At 39.3% G+C, this 19,749-nt stretch carries 17 protein-coding genes; 3 read left to right on the top strand and 14 right to left on the bottom strand.

Translation table 11 applies throughout. The features are described 5' to 3' along the window. Positions 1–37: 37 nt before the first annotated feature. From JWR23_RS01765 to typA, 3 genes are all read right to left on the bottom strand, one after another. Positions 38–721: a class I SAM-dependent methyltransferase gene (locus JWR23_RS01765; RefSeq protein WP_299512160.1), complete on the bottom strand. Its 684-nt coding sequence runs from the start codon at positions 719–721 to the stop codon at positions 38–40. A 70-nt stretch (positions 722–791) separates the two neighbouring features. Continuing rightward, on the bottom strand, positions 792–1,550 hold the full coding sequence (locus JWR23_RS01770) for a hypothetical protein (RefSeq protein WP_299512162.1): 759 nt from the start codon (positions 1,548–1,550) through the stop codon (positions 792–794). A gap of 101 nt (positions 1,551–1,651) precedes the next feature. Continuing rightward, positions 1,652–3,460 carry a translational GTPase TypA gene (gene typA / locus JWR23_RS01775; protein ID WP_299512165.1) on the bottom strand — a complete coding sequence of 603 codons (1,809 nt, stop codon included), beginning with the start codon at positions 3,458–3,460 and terminating at the stop codon, positions 1,652–1,654. Between the two features lie 166 nt (positions 3,461–3,626). Between typA and JWR23_RS01780 the strand changes: the two genes are divergently transcribed. Both JWR23_RS01780 and JWR23_RS01785 read left to right on the top strand, forming a co-directional pair. Then, positions 3,627–3,788 (top strand): FeoB-associated Cys-rich membrane protein, encoded by a 162-nt coding sequence (locus JWR23_RS01780; RefSeq protein ID WP_299512167.1) that lies wholly within the window; start codon positions 3,627–3,629, stop codon positions 3,786–3,788. A gap of 53 nt (positions 3,789–3,841) precedes the next feature. Beyond that, on the top strand, positions 3,842–7,216 hold the full coding sequence (locus JWR23_RS01785) for a glycosyltransferase (protein ID WP_299512169.1): 3,375 nt from the start codon (positions 3,842–3,844) through the stop codon (positions 7,214–7,216). Between the two features lie 426 nt (positions 7,217–7,642). Here JWR23_RS01785 and JWR23_RS01790 read toward each other — a convergent pair whose 3' ends face one another. The 3 genes from JWR23_RS01790 to porV all read right to left on the bottom strand — a co-directional run bounded on the left by JWR23_RS01790 (position 7,643) and on the right by porV (position 10,590). Further along, a complete protein-coding gene (locus JWR23_RS01790) occupies positions 7,643–8,737 on the bottom strand; it encodes an AAA family ATPase (protein WP_299512171.1) in 1,095 nt (364 codons plus the stop codon). Between the two features lie 196 nt (positions 8,738–8,933). Continuing rightward, entirely contained in the window at positions 8,934–9,416 is a 483-nt protein-coding gene (gene ispF, locus JWR23_RS01795) for a 2-C-methyl-D-erythritol 2,4-cyclodiphosphate synthase (RefSeq protein WP_299512173.1), read from the bottom strand. 1 nt (position 9,417) lies between these two features. After that, on the bottom strand, positions 9,418–10,590 hold the full coding sequence (gene porV, locus JWR23_RS01800) for a type IX secretion system outer membrane channel protein PorV (RefSeq protein ID WP_299512176.1): 1,173 nt from the start codon (positions 10,588–10,590) through the stop codon (positions 9,418–9,420). 223 nt (positions 10,591–10,813) lie between these two features. Here porV and JWR23_RS01805 point away from each other — a divergent pair, with 223 nt between their 5' ends. After that, the gene (locus JWR23_RS01805; protein ID WP_299512178.1) at positions 10,814–12,382 is read left to right on the top strand and encodes an SUMF1/EgtB/PvdO family nonheme iron enzyme; all 1,569 of its coding nucleotides are present in this window, start codon (positions 10,814–10,816) and stop codon (positions 12,380–12,382) included. A 51-nt stretch (positions 12,383–12,433) separates the two neighbouring features. On the opposite strand, the gene JWR23_RS01810 is transcribed toward JWR23_RS01805, so the two are convergent. From JWR23_RS01810 to JWR23_RS01845, 8 genes are read right to left on the bottom strand one after another with little or no spacing between them, the layout of a single operon-like run. Continuing rightward, positions 12,434–12,934: an acetyl-CoA carboxylase biotin carboxyl carrier protein subunit gene (locus JWR23_RS01810; protein WP_299512180.1), complete on the bottom strand. Its 501-nt coding sequence runs from the start codon at positions 12,932–12,934 to the stop codon at positions 12,434–12,436. Between the two features lie 2 nt (positions 12,935–12,936). Beyond that, on the bottom strand, positions 12,937–13,596 hold the full coding sequence (locus JWR23_RS01815; protein WP_299512182.1) for a DUF4159 domain-containing protein: 660 nt from the start codon (positions 13,594–13,596) through the stop codon (positions 12,937–12,939). Next, entirely contained in the window at positions 13,597–14,304 is a 708-nt protein-coding gene (locus tag JWR23_RS01820) for a 16S rRNA (uracil(1498)-N(3))-methyltransferase (RefSeq protein WP_299512184.1), read from the bottom strand. It lies immediately after the preceding gene. A 12-nt stretch (positions 14,305–14,316) separates the two neighbouring features. Then, positions 14,317–15,654 (bottom strand): hemolysin family protein, encoded by a 1,338-nt coding sequence (locus tag JWR23_RS01825; protein ID WP_299512186.1) that lies wholly within the window; start codon positions 15,652–15,654, stop codon positions 14,317–14,319. Between the two features lie 7 nt (positions 15,655–15,661). Then, positions 15,662–16,207, bottom strand: a complete 546-nt coding sequence (locus JWR23_RS01830; protein WP_299512189.1) for an inorganic diphosphatase — start codon at positions 16,205–16,207, stop codon at positions 15,662–15,664. A 5-nt stretch (positions 16,208–16,212) separates the two neighbouring features. Next, entirely contained in the window at positions 16,213–16,863 is a 651-nt protein-coding gene (locus JWR23_RS01835; RefSeq protein ID WP_299512191.1) for a VTT domain-containing protein, read from the bottom strand. Positions 16,864–16,910: 47 nt separating this feature from the next. Next, a complete protein-coding gene (locus tag JWR23_RS01840; protein ID WP_299512192.1) occupies positions 16,911–18,290 on the bottom strand; it encodes an NADH-quinone oxidoreductase subunit N in 1,380 nt (459 codons plus the stop codon). 9 nt (positions 18,291–18,299) lie between these two features. Then, positions 18,300–19,748 (bottom strand): NuoM family protein, encoded by a 1,449-nt coding sequence (locus JWR23_RS01845; protein WP_299512194.1) that lies wholly within the window; start codon positions 19,746–19,748, stop codon positions 18,300–18,302. Position 19,749 lies beyond the last annotated feature (1 nt).

The raw sequence follows: 19,749 nt of genomic DNA on the forward strand, positions 1-19,749 counted from the left end.
TCGATTTAGTCTTTGTACAAAAGTACTTAAATATTCATTATAGCGGTTTTTGGGCAACCACAATATATAACGCGCTATCCCGGTCACGTTGAGCTTGCGAATGGATCTTATCAAACAGCCCAATAACTGCCTGCATTATAACAGACCAGATGGGTACAATAAATTTTGGCAACTTAAATAAAATGCCATCCTGAAATAACTGCAAGCCACTTGCTGTAAGCCCTAACACACCGGTAAATGAATTTATTTTAAAATTCTCTTTTTCAACTACCTTTCTCAAACCAGCGCCCGTCCAGCGCCAGTAGTCATTTGGCGTTGGGTGATATAGCCAATACCCATGTGTTGTTAATATCATTGAACCGCCGGGTTTTAACAGGCGCCATGCCTCCTGCAAATATCCTTCAGGCGAATCCACATGTTCTAATACCTGGTTCGACAATATAATATCAGCATAATTATCGGGCAGGGTGGTTTTACTGTCAAAATCTATATGATGATCTGCTTTAGGGTTCATTTCTAAGTCTACGCCCAGGTATTTACCTACATGCGGTTCAATAACCTGTTTATAAGGCATATCTCCACAGCCAAAATCTATCAGTATAAAATCTTTATTATTGGTGGTGAGCTCTTCAATTTTTTTAACAGTTGCATTTCTTAATTGGGTAAGAACTACATAACGGGGATTAAATATACTGGGATACAGCCGGTCATTACCTTTCATCGGGCTAATTTAAGGCTTTATTCTGATTTGATTACCTAACTTTCAATTTTATAGACTTAGGCAATTATACTTACTTATGCCTTACATAATGCTGCAAATAATTGATCCTGGCAGTAGTGTCTTTTCGCCAAATGGTAAGAGAATCGGCGGTTAGTTTTTGTACATCGTATGATGTTTCATTAGGTTTGTTCCTATCCAGCACCAGCAGGCAACCCGGCTGGGCTATGCCCCATGTTCCATTTTGCGTAATGCCGGCTATTGATAATGCATAACTTGCATCGGCATTAAACCTAAAGTACCCGCCGGGATGTGTATATTTTGCCTGGTAAAGTGTGTCTGTACTATAAGATGCCTGCAATGTAAATGCATTATCCCACCGGTACGCTAAACTGGAATAATTTGGGCAAGTAAACGCGGCATAATGCTCAGTAATTTTTGTGTAATTAATAGCTTGGACTATTGTTAAAGAATCGGCAGATAATTGTATAACTGAGAATCTGCGCTCTATGTTGGTTTTTGGGTTAAGCACAAACTGGCAATTTTCATTAATGTTCCACTTTCCATTTATTGGCGCACCATCACTAAACAGGTTATAAGTAAAATCAATATTAATTTGAAAATAGCCGTTTGGGTAAACAATTATGCTTTTAAGCAGGTGACCCTGGTCGTCATAATTATCAGTTTGTGTGTATACAACGGCCCATCTTTTTAAATAATCTATAGATGAGTTATGCAGGCATATCTGGGTCGCTATTTTTGTTTTTTTGCAGGAATATGCAAATAACATAACTGCCGGTAGCAGAAGCCAGAAGATTATTTTTTTTTCCATTATCACTGCCCCGGTAAACAAATATACTGAGTAAAATGCGCATACAAAAAAAGAGTCACAACATTTGTGACTCTCTATATAACTCCATACTTAAAAAAGTATTATGACTGGAACTTTTTAGCGTTAATTCTACGCTCATTTTCGTTCAGATATATTTTACGCATGCGGATACTTTGAGGGGTAACTTCAATGTATTCATCAGCTTGTATATACTCCATCGATTCTTCTAACGAGAATTTAATAGCAGGCGCTATACGCACATTGGTATCACTACCCGATGCACGCATGTTGGTTAATTGCTTGCCTTTTGTTAAGTTAATTACCAAATCATTATCGCGTATGTGCTCACCTAAAACCTGGCCTTCATAAATATCAACTCCCGGATCAATGTGGAAACGACCACGATCCTGTAATTTGTCAATAGCAAAAGCAGTAGTTTTACCGGTATCCATTGATACCAATACACCATTTGAACGGCCCGGGATAGTACCCTTCCACGGCTCGTATGATTTAAAGCGGTGTGCCATAATAGCTTCGCCGCCTGTAGCGGTAAGTACGTTATTACGCAACCCGATAATACCACGTGCCGGAATTTCAAACTCCAAATGTTGCAGATCGCCTTTTGGCTCCATAACTAACAGGTCGCCTTTACGTTGGGTTACCAGCTCAATTACTTTACCGGCTACTTCGCCCGGTACATCTACAATAAGTGTTTCAATCGGCTCGCATTTTACGCCGTCAATTTCTTTAACAATAACTTGCGGCTGGCCTACCTGTAACTCATAACCTTCGCGACGCATAGTTTCTATCAATACTGATAAGTGAAGGATACCACGGCCATAAACCAGGTATGAATCAGGCGACTCAGTTTCAACAACTTTAAGCGCCAGGTTCTTCTCCATTTCTTTGTACAAACGATCGCGTAAGTGACGTGAGGTTACAAATTTACCTTCTTTACCAAAAAATGGTGAAGTATTAATGGTGAACAACATATTCATAGTAGGCTCATCAATATGAATAACCTCTAATTGTTCTGGTTTATCAAAATCAGCAATGGTGTCGCCAATATCAAAACCATCAATACCTACTACCGCGCAAATATCGCCGGCGCTAACTTCGGTAGCTTTAACCTTACCTAAGCCTTCAAAAGTATAAAGCTCTTTAATACGTGTTTTTTGGATAGTACCATCGCGTTTTACCAATGATACCGGCATGTTTTCTTTAATTACACCACGTGCAACACGGCCAATAGCAATACGGCCCACGAATGAAGAATAGTCTAAAGATGTGATCTGCATTTGCAAAGTACCCTCGCTAATTGGCGGTGGTTGGATGTTTGCCAATATAGCATCCATTAAAGGAAATATATCTTCAGTTGGTTTTTTGTAATCTGTACTCATCCATCCTTGTTTTGATGAACCGTAAATAACCGGGAAATCTAACTGATCTTCGGTAGCTTCAAGGTTAAAAAACAATTCGAAAATTTGCTCATAAACCTCTTCAGGACGACAGTTTTCTTTATCAACCTTATTTACTACCACAATAGGTTTCAAACCTAAAGCCAAAGCCTTTTGGGTTACAAAACGGGTTTGGGGCATAGCGCCTTCAAAAGCATCGCAAAGTAATAAAACACCATCGGCCATTTTTAACACACGTTCAACCTCGCCGCCAAAGTCGGCGTGACCAGGTGTATCAATAATGTTGATCTTAACATCTTTATACATTACCGAAACGTTTTTTGAAACAATGGTAATACCACGTTCGCGTTCCAGGTCGTTATTATCCAGTATCAGCTCACCAGTTTCCTGGCCTTCGCGGAAAATTGCACAGCTGTGCAGAATTTTGTCAACCAATGTGGTTTTACCGTGGTCAACGTGTGCGATGATCGCAATATTTCTTATTTTTTGCATGAAATGCCCTTAAAATTTGGCGCAAAGGTACGCTTAATATATGGCATTTGAAAGCTTTTTAGGGTTTTCGGAATGTAATATTTCACCTTAAAGTAAAAAATTACCGGCACAGAGAACATAACTAATATATATACGTTTCTTAATAAAATGTACTAATTTTGTGATTATGAATATACAGTCGATAATAATTTTGATAATATTTGCGGCAGCTGTATGGTACATTGGCAGGTTGATGTATAGAAATTTGTTTGCAAAAAAAGGCTGTGGCGAAAACTGTAAATGCGGTGTTGATTTTTCAAACATAGATTCTGATAAAACCCTTAAGTAAGTTTTACGGCAAAATTGTATTCAAACCAATAACTTAATAATATATACTATTTAATGGCCTATAAGCAGGTTTTTCAGGCTGATACTCCCGGTAGATGGAATCGCTTTAAATGGCTTAGCCGTATATTATTGATTGTATTAGCGGGCAGTGTGTTCGGATCGGTCATTACTATAACATCCAAGCAATATCCTAATTTACCCAACCTAAACCCAGCGCCTAAAAAGTTAACAAAAGAGGAGCTGCTGCAATTAAAAAAATCAACCAAATTTAAAGATTACATCGCCCAGAAATCACAAATAAAGCAGATCATCGCCGACCGGATAGCTCACCAAAAAAAGCGCCCCAACAATAAGGACCGTATTAATGCGGGCTTTTACCGTGCCTGGGAACCACAAGCTTATAATTCGCTGGTTGATCACATTGCCCGGCTGGATATGATCGTGTCTGAAGGCTTTTTTATTAAACCAAAATCTGATAGTATAGTAGCCAGAATTGATACCGGTCTTATCCGTATAAATAAAAAATACAAAAAACCTATATTAATATCCATTTCTAACTATGTAAACGTTAATAACGCTACCGGGTATTCTGATATTAAAGATGTTGAGCGCATTATTAAAAACAAAAAGATACGTGCTACTTTCATTAATAGTATTGTTACCCAGTTAACCAAATATAAGTTCCAAGGGATAAATCTTGATCTGGATAATATTGCTAACCGTAATGCGCCTAATTACATCGCATTCCAGGAAGAATTATATAAAACCTTGCATCCATTGGGTTTTTTGGTAACTCAAAACGTAATTCCGGAGGATGAGCAATTCGACATCGTTCGCCTGCAACATTTTAATGATTACCTGTTTATAATGGCTATTGACCAGCATAATGATGGGAGCAACGCGGGCGATATATCTAATAAGCAATGGGTAGAAGAGATATTAGATAATGTTTGCTCAAAAATACCAAGCGAAAAGGTAATACTAACTATTGCGGCGGGTGGATTTGACTGGCCCGAAAACAATATAGGTATTTCAATAGGTTACCAGCAGGCAATTAGTACGGCACAGCAAAATAGCAGCAAAATTATTTTCGACCCGGTATCGTCCAACCTTCATTTTAAGTATACCGATGAAAATAGTTTGCCGCATACCATATATTTCACTGATGCTGCTACCAATTTTAATATCATCCGCATGGCGGATGATTGGGCAACAGGCGGTGTGGCCCTATGGCGCCTGGGCTTTGAAGACCCGCGGTTATGGAGCTTTTTCCAGAAAAATCTTTCTATTGATTCATTAAGAAAAACAGGCGTTGATACCAAACGCTTAACCGAGGTGGGCCTGAACAATAAAATTGATTATGATGGCAAGGATGGTGAGGTGCTGGATTTAATGACCACACCAACAACCGGTAAAATTGATATAAAGCTGGATACCACAAACTTTTTTATTACCAACCAGCAATACATAAAGCTGCCTACCAAGTATGTAATTAAACGGTATGGCTATGCGCCGGGTAAAATAGTTTTAACATTTGATGACGGGCCCGACCCGGATTATACTCCGCGTATATTAGATATATTAAAACGCGAAAATGTACCGGCGTCATTCTTCGTAGTAGGATCTATGGCCGAAAAAAATATTGGGATATTAAGGCGCGAATATGAAGAAGGCTATGAAATTGGTAACCACACATTTTTCCACCCGGATGTATCCACTATAAGCCGCGAACGGGTTATATTAGAACTAAATGCTACACGTAAGCTCATAGAGTCTGTAACGGGCCGAAGTACTATATTATTCAGGCCGCCATTTAACGCGGATGCCGAGCCGCAGACCTTGGCCGAAGTTATACCCGTAGCCGAAAGCCGGAAGCAAAGCTATATTACCATAGGTGAATCCATTGACCCATGGGACTGGCAGCCGGGTGTAACCGCAGATAGTATACTCTTTCGTGTAAAACGCGACCATGATAAGGGCTCTATGTTGCTATTGCATGATGCCGGTGGCGATACCCGCGAGGAAACGGTAAAGGCATTACCCGGAATTATTCACTATTTTAAATCACAGGGATATAAGTTTACTACTATAGCTGATGTTTTAGGAAAAACCCGGGCCGACTTGATGCCCCCTATAAAAGATGATGCCAACAGCGGCGTTATGGGTACATTATACAATATGTTTATTGTTGGCTTTTTTTATGGCAACTGGTTTTTATTGTATTTATTCTTATCGGCTATTTTTCTGGCTATTGGCCGTGTTGTTTTGATTGGGGTTTTAGCTATACGCCAATACGCCGAAAACAAAAAAGGAAAAAAAATCACAGCCAAGTTGGCCGCCCTGGCGCCTGTAAGTATTATAGTCCCCGCATACAATGAAGAAGTTACGGTATTAAAAACTATTAAAAGTTTATTAAAAACCGAGTATAAAACCTTCGAAATAATTTTTGTTGATGATGGGTCAAAAGATAAAACGTATGAATTTGTTAACGCCGCTTATGGTGATAACCCAAAGGTTACCGTATTAACCAAGCCCAACGGCGGTAAAGCATCAGCATTAAACTTTGGCATATCTCATGCCCGGTATGATTTTGTAGTGTGTATTGATGCCGATACCCAGTTAAAAAATGATGCCGTACATCATTTAATGACTTATTTTACTGATGATGAAATTGGCGCGGTAGCAGGTACCGTTAAAGTGGGTAACGAAAACAATATAATTACCCGTTGGCAATCTATTGAATATATTACCGCGCAAAATATGGACAGGCGCGCCTTTGATGTTATCAACAGCATTACTGTTGTTCCGGGTGCTATTGGCGCATTCAGAAAATCAGCGGTGTTCCTGGCAGGCGGCTTTACCTATGATACCCTTGCCGAAGATTGCGACCTTACCATGCGCATCCTTAAAAAAGGATACATTGTAAAAAACTGTGCAGAAGCAATAGCCTATACTGAGGCCCCCGAAACTTTAGACGCGCTGCTAAAACAACGTTTCCGCTGGAGCTTTGGCGTTATACAAAGTTTCTGGAAAAACCGCAGCGCGTTGTTTAACAAAAAATATAAATTCTTTGGGATGGTGGGCATGCCTAATATTCTCATCTTCCAGATCATACTTCCTTTGTTTTCGCCGCTGGCTGATCTGTTTATGATAATAGGCCTGTTTGGCGACAAACCCTTTAAAATATTAACTTACTATATCATATTTGTACTGATAGATTTTGTAGTAGCTATTATTGCCTTCTGGATGGAAAAAGAAGACTATAAGAAACTGGTTTACATTATTCCGCAACGCTTTATATGGCGCCAGCTAATGTATTATATCTTATTTAAAGCCATACGTAAAGCCATGAAAGGCGAACTAAGCGGCTGGGGCGTAATAAAGCGCACCGGCAACGTAAAGGAAGTAATGGGGAGTAGTGGCAATTAAGTTTTCTGTTTGTTAGGATTTATAATTAGGGGTGTTCGAAAGATTTAAATCTTTCATTAGGTTCCCTCCCCACGGGAGGGGTGCGGCTGATTGCGAGGTGGCAGGGAGGGGTTTCGCCGATATAAATCGCTTCATTTATTATGTTAGTCCGGATTTATAATCCCGGACTAACAAGGAAGAATCTTTCATTAGGTTCCCTCCCCACGGGAGGGGTGCGGCTGATTGCGAGGTGGCAGGGAGGGGTTTCGCCGATATAAATCGCTTCATTTACCCCTCCCTACACCCTCCCGTTGGGAGGGAATCACACAGTCCCCCGCTTCTTTTTAATCTTTCTCGCTATTGCAATGTCGTAAATTAGCAACATGGCCGATATACATTACAGTTTTGACCCTCTCGCGGAACGATAGTGAGAGATCTATACACACGCTAAGCCGTCGGATTACCCATATTTTCCTTCGTTGTTTTAAGAACCCTGGCTACAGTAGAAGCACTTATTTTAAGATGCGCGGCCACCTGGCGTATGGAAAGCCCCTGTGTGTTAAGCTCTGCAATGTGGGCTGTTAGCTCATTACTCAGCGCTACACCCACCTTTTGCAGGTGCGCCTGTTCATTATCATAACCTAAAAATTTAAAGCATAAAAAGCTATATTCTTTACTGATGCGGAACAGGCACACATGCGCGGCATCATAATCGCCACCTGTATTACGCTGTTTTATTTGTTTTATATAGCGTATGCCGGGGTCGGCATGGCTCTGGCCTATGGCAAACGCGCTATCGGCAAAGTTTATCAACATTTTACTGCCTTGCAAATCATTCACCGTAATGGGTTTTTGCAGGTTGCGTTTTGGCGTATGGGCCAGCACCAGCACGCTTAGATTATGCTTAATTTTCAGCGCCTTTAGGCTCTTCATGAGCGGTATAGCGCTGCTTGCATAATCGGTGCTATTGCCCATGCACGTAATATTATCAATAATAAGCACCCTGGCCTTTGTGCTACGAATAGTGGCTTCTATTTCGTTGCGGATATAGCTATCATATTTATCATACAACATCGGGTTATCCCCGGCAGGGTTAAATTCGGCACGAAAAAAATTATCTCCAAAGTGGTGAGTACCATGCAATGGATCGGTATAACGGGTTTTAAATTGCTTTACACTCAGTTCAAAATCAATATACAATACCTTCACCGCTTCATCCAATTTACAATCAAATGGCTCTATAACATCCAATTTACCCAGGCCATAGCCAACTTGTACAGCAAGTATAGATTTACCTAAATTGGTATCGGCAAATAATATACAAAGTTCATCTTCATACCAAAGGCTCCCCATCAGTTGGCGGGCCGCGGGTTTTTGCTGTTCATCTTTTAGCCACTGGTCGGCGCTTTTAACGTGGAATAAATTGTTATCAGGATTTTTGCGCAGTTCGCATCTTTCGGCTGCTCTCTGTCGTTGTCGATTGCTGGTAGCCTGCACCTCCAGGCGTATATCTTCAATAAAAGACGGACGTAATGAACTCATAATTGTACAGTTTAATTATACAATTATAAAGAATATTCTTTATAAATACAAATATTTCTGTAAATAAGTAACAAATAACATGGTAACTGTACCAGGGTGTACTCAGGTGTACCAAGGTGTGCCTGGTACAGTACAGTTAAATACCGGGGGTCGATATATGCCTTAAAGTGATGCGCTGTATTTAAAAAACTGCCGGTTACGCCTTTTCAATCAAACAAACGGCATAAGCAACAACGCCTTCTTCGCGGCCTATAAAGCCCAGTTGCTCGTTGGTAGTAGCTTTGATCGAAATATCATCTTCGCTTATTGAGGCAGCGGCAGCTATATGAGCTTTCATAGCCGGTATATGGGGATTGATCTTGGGTGCTTCCAAACAAACCATAGCGTCGATATTCCCTATTTCCCAACCTTTTTCTCTTAAAAGTTGCATTACGTTTTGCAACAATATTAAGCTGCTTATCCCTTTCCACCGCTCATCGGTGTTTGAAAAATGGAAACCAATATCGCGCAAATTCGCAGCGCCTAACAAAGCATCGCAAATGGCATGCAATAACACATCCGCATCCGAGTGGCCAAAGGCCCCTGCGTGGTGCGCTAAATTAACGCCCCCTAAAATAAACGGATGTTGCTCTTTTAATTGATGTACATCAAAGCCGAAACCTACTCTTACCTTGCCCACTTTATTTTTTACCCCCGAAGTTTAAAGATAAAGTAAATCTAAGTGTATTTGCCAGGGGGCTGTTTTGCTGACTGGCGGCGAGGTATGAAAAATCAAACCTGTAAATATTGTATTTTAAACCTACCCCCATTGTTAAATACTGGCGGCCGCCCTTAGTAGGGTTCTCATAAAAATAGCCCGCCCTTATGGCAAATTGCTGATCATACCAATATTCAACTCCCGGCGAAAATGCTATTTCTTTTAACTCCTCACTAAACCCACCCGGCGCATCGCTAAACGAACCAAAAAAACCTGCCGGTACAGAAACATTATCATCCTTACCGCTAATAATATTACCGTTGGCATCTCTTATTGGCGGCGTAGGAACTAATAATTTATTAATATCGAACGTAAAAGTAAACTGGTTTAAGGTATCGATATTTAAGGTATTGGCAAAACCAACTTTTAAATTAGTTGGTAAAAAATAAGCCGGACCGGTACTAGAATAGCTAACCTTTGAGCCAATGTTTGAAATATTTACGCCATATGCAAATAGCGCATCCATACCAAACTCCTGGAATGATTTTTTATGATACATAGAAACATCTGCCGCAACAGCATTACCGGCCTTGGTAGTCTGGCTTGAACCGGATGCAAATGATTGACTTGATAAGTTTGAATAGATATAACGCAATGTTAAGCCAAGTGAAAAATTATCACCAAACTTACGGGCAAATGACGCGTCTAATGATAACTCATTGGGTCTGTAAGTACCTTGATTATTCTGGTAACTATCAACCAGTTGTATAGAGCCCAGGTTAAAATAGCGTAATGAAGCACCAATGGTGTTTCTGCTATCTAATTTATGAGCAAAGCTAAGATATGATAAGCTAACATCGGGCACCAAATGCCTTAACCACGGGCTGTAGGATAGTGAAATACTATTACCTGTGCTGTCAATAAAAGCTAATTTTGAAGGGTTCCAGTAATTTGCATTTACATCAGGCGATATAGCAACACCCGCGTCGCCCATAGCGCCTGACCGTGAATCGGGCGATATATTTAAAAAAGGAACTGCCGTGGGTATCGCATTAGAGCTGCTTCCGTTAGTACTTGTTGCAGTTTGAGCAATTGCAAACGATGGTAACAGAAATATAATATATAAAAAGTTAGTCCTGTTGTAAAAAAACTTCATTCTTCAATCGGTTTTATTTATTGGATAAATATAGGCTAATTATGTTCTGACTTATAGCCGCATGAAAGTTTTTTTCAATTGAAACAATGTTAATGTAACTCATCGGGTACTTTTTCCGTTTAAAGAAAAATATTAAGGCTAATATTTATAACGACGCCCTAATTTAAGATTAGTATTTTATTTAAAAATGTATAAATTTACACCTACATATAATTGTAAAAATATGAAAATACTTTTTACTAATACTGCTTTAGTGCTATTGAGTATCGGAACATTGTTAAGCAGCTGCAGTAAACCAGAAAGATCTCAAAAAACTGGTATACCATATAACAACAAAAGCTATGGTTATCAGAAATTCAGACAAACGCACCCGTCACCGGGTCCGGGCTTGGTTGCAATTGAAGGTGGTACCTTTGTGTTAGGCGGCAGCGCAGATCAGGATGTTAATTTTGAGTATAATAATGTACGTAAAAGAGTAACTATTCCGGCTTTTTACATGGACGAAACCGAGGTTTCTAACCAGGATTGGCTTGATTATTTACATTGGATAAGTGCTACATTCCCGGCAGACCATGAATTGTATTACAATGCTTTGCCTGATACATTAGTATGGCGCAGGCCTTTGTCGCATAACGATCCGTATGTTGATAATTATTTACGTCACCCTGCATTCCAGGATTACCCTGTAGTTGGTGTTACCTGGAACCAGGCGCAAGATTATTGCCAATGGCGTACAGACCGTACCAATGAATTTATTTTACAGCAACAAAACATTATAGTAAATCCAAGGGCCCAAAAAACTGCGAAAAATGCAACAGCCGCAAACGCGCAAAAAACTCCTTTTAATACAGACATGTATTTGAATAATCAATTTAGAGGCCCTGGGATTGATGGCAAAGGCATGAAGGCTGATCTGAACGGAAAACCTGCAGCCGGATCTAAAAAAGCTGTTAGGCCGGCAATAATTGAAGATGGTATTTTAAAACCGGCTTACCGTTTACCTACCGAAGCAGAATGGGAGTACGCAGCATTATCTTATGCAGGCAATACCCAATTTGAAAATATTAATGATGGTAAAATATATCCATGGAATGGCTTAGGCGTACGTTCGGCTAAAAAAGCTACACGTGGATTGATTTTAGCTAACTTTAAACGTGGCGCAGGTGATAATGCAGGTGTAGGCGGTTATTTGAATGATAAAGCAATTATAACTGCTCCGGTAAGATCATACGTACCTAATGATTTTGGTTTATATCAAATGGCAGGTAACGTTAATGAATGGGTACAGGATACTTACCGCCAGATGTCATTCGAGGATGTTGATGATTTTAACCCATTTCGTGGTAATCAATTTACTGATAAGCGTTTGTCTAACCCGTCTACCGGAATGTATGCTAAAGATAAATATGGCCACCCTATAAAAGATCCGGCTAAAGCACAGAAAAAAATGACCTATGCAGAGTTAATAGCTTCACAAAATGCACAAAATGCGGCTCCAACTGCTAAAGACCCACTGGCAGGTAAACCATACAATGCCGATCAAAGAGGTGCTTTAGATACGGTAAATACCAGTTTATATGGTACTACTACTTTAGTGAGCGACCATTCTAAAGTTTATAAAGGTGGTTCATGGAACGATATGGCTTACTGGTTAAACCCTGCCACCCGCCGTTTTATGAATGAGGATGATGCAAGCGCCGAAGTTGGTTTCCGTTGCGCAATGGATTTGGTTGGCGCTCCCGAAATACACCCTAGCGGCAAACCACATTTTGCAGTTAAAAAAGTTAAATAACCTAATAACTAACACATAAAAAAAGCGGTCCGATAATTCGGACCGCTTTTTTTATGCAAATTGCAGTAGTATCTGCCCTTTTTCTACCTTATCTCCCGGCTTTATTTTAACTGATTTAATTACAGTATTAGTTGGTGATTTAATAATATTTTCCATTTTCATGGCCTCAAGTACAAATAAGTTATCGCCCTTTTGTATAGTAGCGCCTTCTTCAACAAACACTTTTAATACCATTCCGGGCATAGGTGCTTTTAACTCACTTATTTTGGCATTGGCTAAACTGCTTAATCCCATTTTTTCAAGCAACACGTCAAACCGGTCTTTTGCAGTGATGATGTATATATTATTGTTAACTCGTATTTCGGCAGTCTTTAAAGCTTTATCATAGTTTACAACCTCAGCATTGTATGATCGTAGCTGATCAATAATATGCCATGTATTAGGGCCCAATTGTTTTATATCGGCATCTATCTTGTTGCTATTAATCAATAACTCGTCGCCGGTCTTATCAATTGTATAATTGTACTTATCATTTACTTTTAACTGATACATGGCTACTGGGTCAATATGTAATGAATAAGGTTAGCGCCCATTTTTAAGGCTTTTAATCGATTTTCCTGCGTATCGCCGGCGTAGGTTCCATAATCTTCCCAACCATTGCCCAGATCGCACTCATAGGTGTAAAAACATACCAGGCGCCCTTTATAGATCAATCCAAAACCTTGCGGACGCTTGCCATCATGCTCATGTATTTTAGGTAAGCCGTTAGGAAAAGGATATTTTTGACGATAGATGGGATAATTAACAGGCAACTCCACAAAATCAAGCTCCGGGAAAACCTTTTTCATTTGTGGGCGAATAAACTTATCCAGCCCATAATTATCGTCGATATGCAAAAAGCCACCGCCGGTTAAATACTTCCTTAAGTTAGCGGCTTCCTGGTCAGAGAATATAACATTGCCGTGCCCGGTCATGAAAATGAAAGGATAATTAAATAGCTCCGCGCTTCCCGGCTCTACTACCTCATCTTCTGCCTGGAAATTGGTTTTTAAATTTTCGTTGCAAAATTTTATCAGGTTGGGTAGCGCTGTGCGGTCGCCATACCAATCGCCGCCGCCATTATATTTAAGCTTAGCCATTTTATAGGTTGGCGCGTTAAAGCTGCTTAAAAAAAGCAGTATGCCAGCGGTGACTATATAAATAGGTATCTTCATTTAGCGATTTAAAAAATTCACTTCGAAACAAGCTTCCAACGCGGCGGTTTCTGTTCTTAACCGGCTTTCACCTAAAGTTATGGCTTTATATCCGTTTTGCAAAGCGGCATCAATTTCCACAGGCGAAAAATCACCTTCGGGGCCTATCAATATTAAATATTTACCTTGCTTTTCCAATTCATCCTTTAAACCGGTCATATCTCCAACGTCACAATGTGCAATAAACTTCTGCCCGTCAAACTGCTGTGATAAAAACCTATTTAAAGCCACAGGCTCATTCAAAACCGGGTGATATGCTTTTAATGATTGCTTTATAGCTGCCGTTATAATTTTATTTAACCGCTCTGTCTTTGCTTCCTTACGTTCAGAACGCTGACAGATGATCAATGTTATCTCGTCTATTCCAATTTCGGTAGCTTTTTCTAAGAACCACTCTAACCTGTCTAAATTTTTTGTGGGGGCAATAGCTACATGCAGGTAATGGTTACGTTTATTATATTCGGTTATAACATTGGTAATTTGCAGTATGGTTCTTTTAGGATGCGCATCTTTTATAGTTGCAGTGTATAAACCTCCCCTGCCATCAATCAATTGCACCCCGGCACCGGCTTCTAATCGTAAAACGCGTATGGCGTGTTTACTCTCTTCTTCATTAAGAAAGTATTGTGGGTGTGAGGGGGCAATATCAGGTGTGTAAAAAAGATGCATTGGCAAAGCAGATCAATGTAAATCTACTGTATCTTCTTCATTTAACAATAATTCCAGTTTGACTGATTCAATATTCTGATCGGATTTTTTTAGTACAGTGATGTTATATCCGTTTGATTCCTTTTGTTCACCAACATCGGGTATTTTGCCAAATATATCTCCCAACCATCCGGATACGGTATCAAAATCGCCATCCTCAGGCAGATCATGCGGCAGGTGGCCGTTTACATCATATATGGGCGCAAGCGCGTTTACAATAAATTCCCGGTCGTTTAAAATCTCAACAATAGGCTTTTCTTCATCATACTCGTCTTGTATCTCGCCTACCAGTTCTTCAACAATATCCTCCAGTGTAACCATGCCCGCTGTGCCACCAAACTCGTCAGACACGATAGCTATCTGGATACGCATCTGTTGCAATTCGGCCATCAGGTCATTTATCTTCTTGGTTTCTGGTATAAAATAGGGCTTGCGGATAATGTTTCTTAAAACAATTTCTTCGTTCCGTACTAACAAAGGCAAAATATCTTTGGCATGTACTATACCAACTATCTTATCAATTACCTCATCATAAACCGGTAAGCGTGAATAGCCTTCGGTTATTAATATATCCAGCAATTCATCCTTACCTGTGCTAACTTCAATACCTGATATTTTGGTACGCGGCACCATAATATTCTTAACTACACGTTCATTAAACTCAAATACGTTTTGTATCAGTTCATGTTCGTTTGAATCGAGCGCACCTGTTTCTTTCCCTTGCTCCAACAAATATTGCAGTTCTTCCGAACTATGGTGCGATTCGCCCTGTACGGGTGTTATACCCAAAAGCTTTAAAATAAAATTGGCAAAGTTATTAAGTATCCAGATGATGGGTTTAAACACTATAAAAAACAGGCGTAACGGAGCCGAAATAGCCAAAGCTGTACGTACAGAACTTTGTATAGCCAGCCTTTTTGGTGCTAATTCGCCAAAAACAATACTTAGTACGGTAATTATAATAAACGCAAACACCCTACATATATTTATTACAAATACAGAAGTTATTTCAAAACCAAATTCTTGAAATAAATTCAACATTACGCTTGTAAATACCCCCTCGCCTATTACACCCAAACCTAACGAGGCTATAGTTATCCCTAACTGTGTTGCAGCAAGATAACCCGCCAAGTTGGCCATTATACTGCGTGTAAGCCTGGCCACATGGCTTCCTGTTTTCACCTTCAGCTCAATTTGCGAACTACGAACGCGAACCAAAGCGAATTCGGCGGCTACAAAAAACCCATTTAAAAAAACCAAAAATATGGTAAGAAGAATGTAATAACCGTTTATATGAAGATCAGGGCCCATTAATTATTTATTGGTACACGGGAAAAGTAGACTGGTATAGTTCTAAACTTTCATTAATTACTTTGTGGGCGTATTTTTTACCTAACATATGTTCTATGGTCACCTTTTTATCTTCGAGCGCTTTGTAGTCTTTAAAAAACCTAACTATTTCTTTCATAGCGTGGGGCGGTAATTCATTCAGGTCGTTAATATAATTAACAGACATATCATTTTTAGCAACTGCTATAATTTTATCGTCCTGCTCACCATTATCAACCATGTGCATTACACCTATAACCTTAGCTTCTATTATTGACATGGGGAACACATCAATTGAGCAAAGAACCAATATATCCAGCGGATCCTTATCATCGCAATAAGTTTGAGGGATAAAACCGTAATTAGCCGGATACATCACTGATGAAAATAAAACACGGTCTAATTTTAATAAACCGGAATCTTTATCAATTTCATATTTAGCTTTTGATCCTTTAGGGATCTCAATTATTGCATTTACTACCTCAGGAACATTATCACCCGGTGAAACCTGGTGCCAGGGATGTTGTGTACTCATTTTTATTATTCTAATTTATTTGTTTTACTGCTCTTTACTAATCTTTTTTTAAAGAAAGCAATAAGCAGCGGAATTGTTGTAATTATTATTAATCCAAAAACAACATACTGTAAATAATCTTTCAATTGCGGGTACTTTCTACCTAAAAAATACCCGGATAAAATAAAGGTACCTACCCATGTTATGCTACCGGCAAAATTATAAATAGTAAACTTTTTAAACTCTACTTTAACAACACCTGCAAAGATAGGGGCAAAAGTTCTGATTATTGGGAAAAATCTGCCTAAAACTAACGCCATGCCTCCGTGCTTTGCATAAAACTCTTCGGCTATAATTACATATCGCTTTTTAAAGAACAAAGAATCGTTTTTGTTAAATAACATGGGCCCTGTTCGGTAACCAAACCAATAGCCTGTATAATTGCCTAAGATGCCTGCTGCCATAACAGAGATCAATAATGTACCTAATGATACATCTATCATCCCGGATGAGCATAACAGGCCGGCCATGAATAATAAGTAATCACCCGGTAAAAAAAACCCGAAAAACAAACCTGTTTCAGCAAAAACTACAATAAGCAAAAAGTAAAACCCTCCTTTGCTTAAAATGGATTGAGCGTCCGTTAAATTTTGCAGGTGTTCCCAAAAATTTTCCATTCACTATATTTGTAAAACTACAAATATTAAATTAAACTTTTGAGATATTAAATAAGGTTGGTAATAAATTGCGGATACACCCCGATTATAATAGTTGCCAACGCCGAAAAGCCGAAAACAAAAATATAATAAGAAGGTACTGTTATTTGAGCACGCTCTGTTGTGCGGAAATACATGGCTATAATAACCCTGAAGTAATAGAATATGCTTATGATAGCATTAATTACAGCTACTATTGCCAAACCGGTATGGTACTGGGCCAATACCGTATTGAACATAAAAAACTTACCTATAAAGCCGGCAGTAAGCGGAATGCCTGCCAACGACAACATAGATATAGTTAATACAAATGCCAGGAAAGGGTTTTTTCTGGCGAGGCCGTTAAAACTTTCAAAACTATCACTGCCTGTTTCCTGCTGTATAAGTATTAAAGCTCCAAAAGCGATTATAGACGCGATAGAATAAGCACTGGCATATATAAATATAGAATTGGCAGAGCTTGCACCCAAAGCTAAAATAGCAAACAGCAAATAGCCTGCATGTGATATACTTGAGTAAGCCAGCATACGCTTAAAGCTTTGCTGATATAAAGCGGTTATATTACCAACAAACAAAGTTATAATGGCTATGATAACCAATATAGGTAACCAGAAAGTATAAAATACAGGGAAACAAGTTGCGAACAAGCGCAAAAATGCAGCAAAGCTTGCCGTTTTTGATACGGTAGACATGAACGCGGTTATCAGTGTTGGCGAACCTTCATAAACGTCGGGTGTCCAGAAATGGAATGGGGCCACACCTACCTTAAAGCATAGGCCTACAATAATTAATATTATCCCGGTATAAAGTAATGGATCTACACCAAAAGAATGGGCCAATACAAAGCTTTGGATACCCTCTAAACTAAATGAACCGGTAGAGCCATAAACTAAAGTAATACCGAACAATAAGAACCCGGTTGAAAAAGCACCCATTAAAAAGTATTTCAGAGCAGCTTCATTCGAGGCAAAATCATTCTTTTTAATACCGGCAAGTATATATAAGCTTACAGACATAATTTCTATACCGATAAAAAGCATAGTTAAATTATAGTAAGAAACCATTACTATAACACCGGCCAGCGAGAACAGAATAATAGCGTAATACTCTGCTATATGCTGGCTTATCCGCTCAAAATATCCTTTGGAAAGCAACAGGATCAATATGGTTGATATAATAGCTATTGATGAAAAAGCAATAGAGAAGTTATTGAATAACATCATGCCATGATACTCGGGCACGCGGTTTTCTCCCCATTGCGCTACTGCCAAACCTAAAGCAATCAACAGGCCAACTATAGTAACAGGCAGCAATGCCTTTTGCATTTTATATAAACCTAAATACAAAAGCACTATAGGTAAAACAGATATGACTATTAATGTATTCATGATTAAAACTTATCTGATATTTATAGTGTGTACCAAATTTTCGACTGCCGCGGCAGATATATGCAGGATAGGCTGCGGATATATACCTATACCAATAATTAATGCGCAAATAATGCCCAAAGCTATTTTTTCTGAACCATGAACATCTGCAAATACAGCAGTTAATTCATTGGTTTCGCCTTGCATAACCTTTTTATACATACGCAGCATATATACCGCGCCAAATATGATGGTTAAACCTGCAATAGCAGCTACCCAAATGTTATATTGATAAACACTGTTCAGTAATAAAAACTCGCCTATAAAGCCGTTGGTAAGCGGCAAGGCAACCGTACCCAGTACAATAATTAAAAATGCGATGGCAAAATGCGGGGCGCCCTTGGCAATACCGCCTAATTGGCTAATATCCCGGGTATTTAAACGGGTGCTGATGATATCCCATATAAAGAACATACCAACTACGTTTATACCGTGGCTAAGCATTTGTATCATGGCGCCTTGCAAGCCTTGCATGTTCCAGGCAAATATGCCTGCGGCAATAAGGCCAACGTGTGCTATAGATGAATAGGCTACCAAACGTTTACCATCAGTTTGTGTGAATGCAATGATGGACGCGTATACAATACCAATTACGGCCAGTATGATAACTAAGTTTTGATAATGTAATAACCCTGCAGGAGCATTAGGAATTAACCACCTGATTACGCCATAAATACCCATTTTAAGCATAATGCCCGATAACATCATGGTACCTGCGGTTGGAGATTCGGTATACGTATCCGGTTGCCAGGTATGGAACGGAAATAGCGGCATTTTAATAGCAAATGCCAGGAAAAACGCCCAGAATACGATATTTTGATTTTCGGGGGTTAAATGGTTGTTATAGAATGCATGCAGATCGTATGTTTTGCCGGGAGTTAGCAAATACATATAGATGATGCCTAATAGCATAAACAATGATCCGGCAAATGTGTAGATGAAAAACTTAATGGTAATACGTATACGGTTTTCGCCGCCCCAAAGCGAGCAGATAAAATAGATAGGTATTAATGCCGCTTCCCAGCCAACGTAGAATAAAAAGCCGTCTAACGCGGTAAATACTACCAGCAGGCCAGCCTGCATAAATAATATTAACGCGTAAAAAGAGGGTGCATTTCTGTATTGATGTTTATAGGTGGTTAAAATAATGATAGGTACCAGCAGCGTAGTTAGCAATACCATTATCATACTTATGCCATCTATGCCTGCATTAAAATAAATGCCGAAATTATATATCCATTGCACATTAACAATAAACTGTGTACTGGCATCGGGCACAAACTTGGACAGGAATACACCGGCTATTGCCAACTCAATAACAGAGAAAAATAACGCCGCGTGTTTAGCTGTTTCATTCTTGAAGAAGAGAACAGCGAGTGCCGCAATTACCGGCAAAAAAATTAATATACTAACCGTCATT

Source organism: Mucilaginibacter sp. (genome assembly GCF_028288205.1).
Classification (GTDB): Bacteria; Bacteroidota; Bacteroidia; order Sphingobacteriales; family Sphingobacteriaceae; genus Mucilaginibacter.

What these genes read in the sequence shown, in the direction of transcription:
- JWR23_RS01765 (WP_299512160.1), bottom strand. Translation starts at nt 721, where the DNA reads ATGAAAGGTAATGACCGGCTGTATCCCAGTATATTTAATCCCCGTTAT.
- JWR23_RS01770 (WP_299512162.1), bottom strand. Translation starts at nt 1,550, where the DNA reads ATGGAAAAAAAAATAATCTTCTGGCTTCTGCTACCGGCAGTTATGTTA.
- typA (WP_299512165.1), bottom strand. Translation starts at nt 3,460, where the DNA reads ATGCAAAAAATAAGAAATATTGCGATCATCGCACACGTTGACCACGGT.
- JWR23_RS01780 (WP_299512167.1), top strand. Translation starts at nt 3,627, where the DNA reads ATGAATATACAGTCGATAATAATTTTGATAATATTTGCGGCAGCTGTA.
- JWR23_RS01785 (WP_299512169.1), top strand. Translation starts at nt 3,842, where the DNA reads ATGGCCTATAAGCAGGTTTTTCAGGCTGATACTCCCGGTAGATGGAAT.
- JWR23_RS01790 (WP_299512171.1), bottom strand. Translation starts at nt 8,737, where the DNA reads ATGAGTTCATTACGTCCGTCTTTTATTGAAGATATACGCCTGGAGGTG.
- porV (WP_299512176.1), bottom strand. Translation starts at nt 10,590, where the DNA reads ATGAAGTTTTTTTACAACAGGACTAACTTTTTATATATTATATTTCTG.
- JWR23_RS01805 (WP_299512178.1), top strand. Translation starts at nt 10,814, where the DNA reads ATGAAAATACTTTTTACTAATACTGCTTTAGTGCTATTGAGTATCGGA.
- JWR23_RS01810 (WP_299512180.1), bottom strand. Translation starts at nt 12,934, where the DNA reads ATGTATCAGTTAAAAGTAAATGATAAGTACAATTATACAATTGATAAG.
- JWR23_RS01815 (WP_299512182.1), bottom strand. Translation starts at nt 13,596, where the DNA reads ATGAAGATACCTATTTATATAGTCACCGCTGGCATACTGCTTTTTTTA.
- JWR23_RS01820 (WP_299512184.1), bottom strand. Translation starts at nt 14,304, where the DNA reads ATGCATCTTTTTTACACACCTGATATTGCCCCCTCACACCCACAATAC.
- JWR23_RS01825 (WP_299512186.1), bottom strand. Translation starts at nt 15,654, where the DNA reads ATGGGCCCTGATCTTCATATAAACGGTTATTACATTCTTCTTACCATA.
- JWR23_RS01830 (WP_299512189.1), bottom strand. Translation starts at nt 16,207, where the DNA reads ATGAGTACACAACATCCCTGGCACCAGGTTTCACCGGGTGATAATGTT.
- JWR23_RS01835 (WP_299512191.1), bottom strand. Translation starts at nt 16,863, where the DNA reads ATGGAAAATTTTTGGGAACACCTGCAAAATTTAACGGACGCTCAATCC.
- JWR23_RS01840 (WP_299512192.1), bottom strand. Translation starts at nt 18,290, where the DNA reads ATGAATACATTAATAGTCATATCTGTTTTACCTATAGTGCTTTTGTAT.
- JWR23_RS01845 (WP_299512194.1), bottom strand. Translation starts at nt 19,748, where the DNA reads ATGACGGTTAGTATATTAATTTTTTTGCCGGTAATTGCGGCACTCGCT.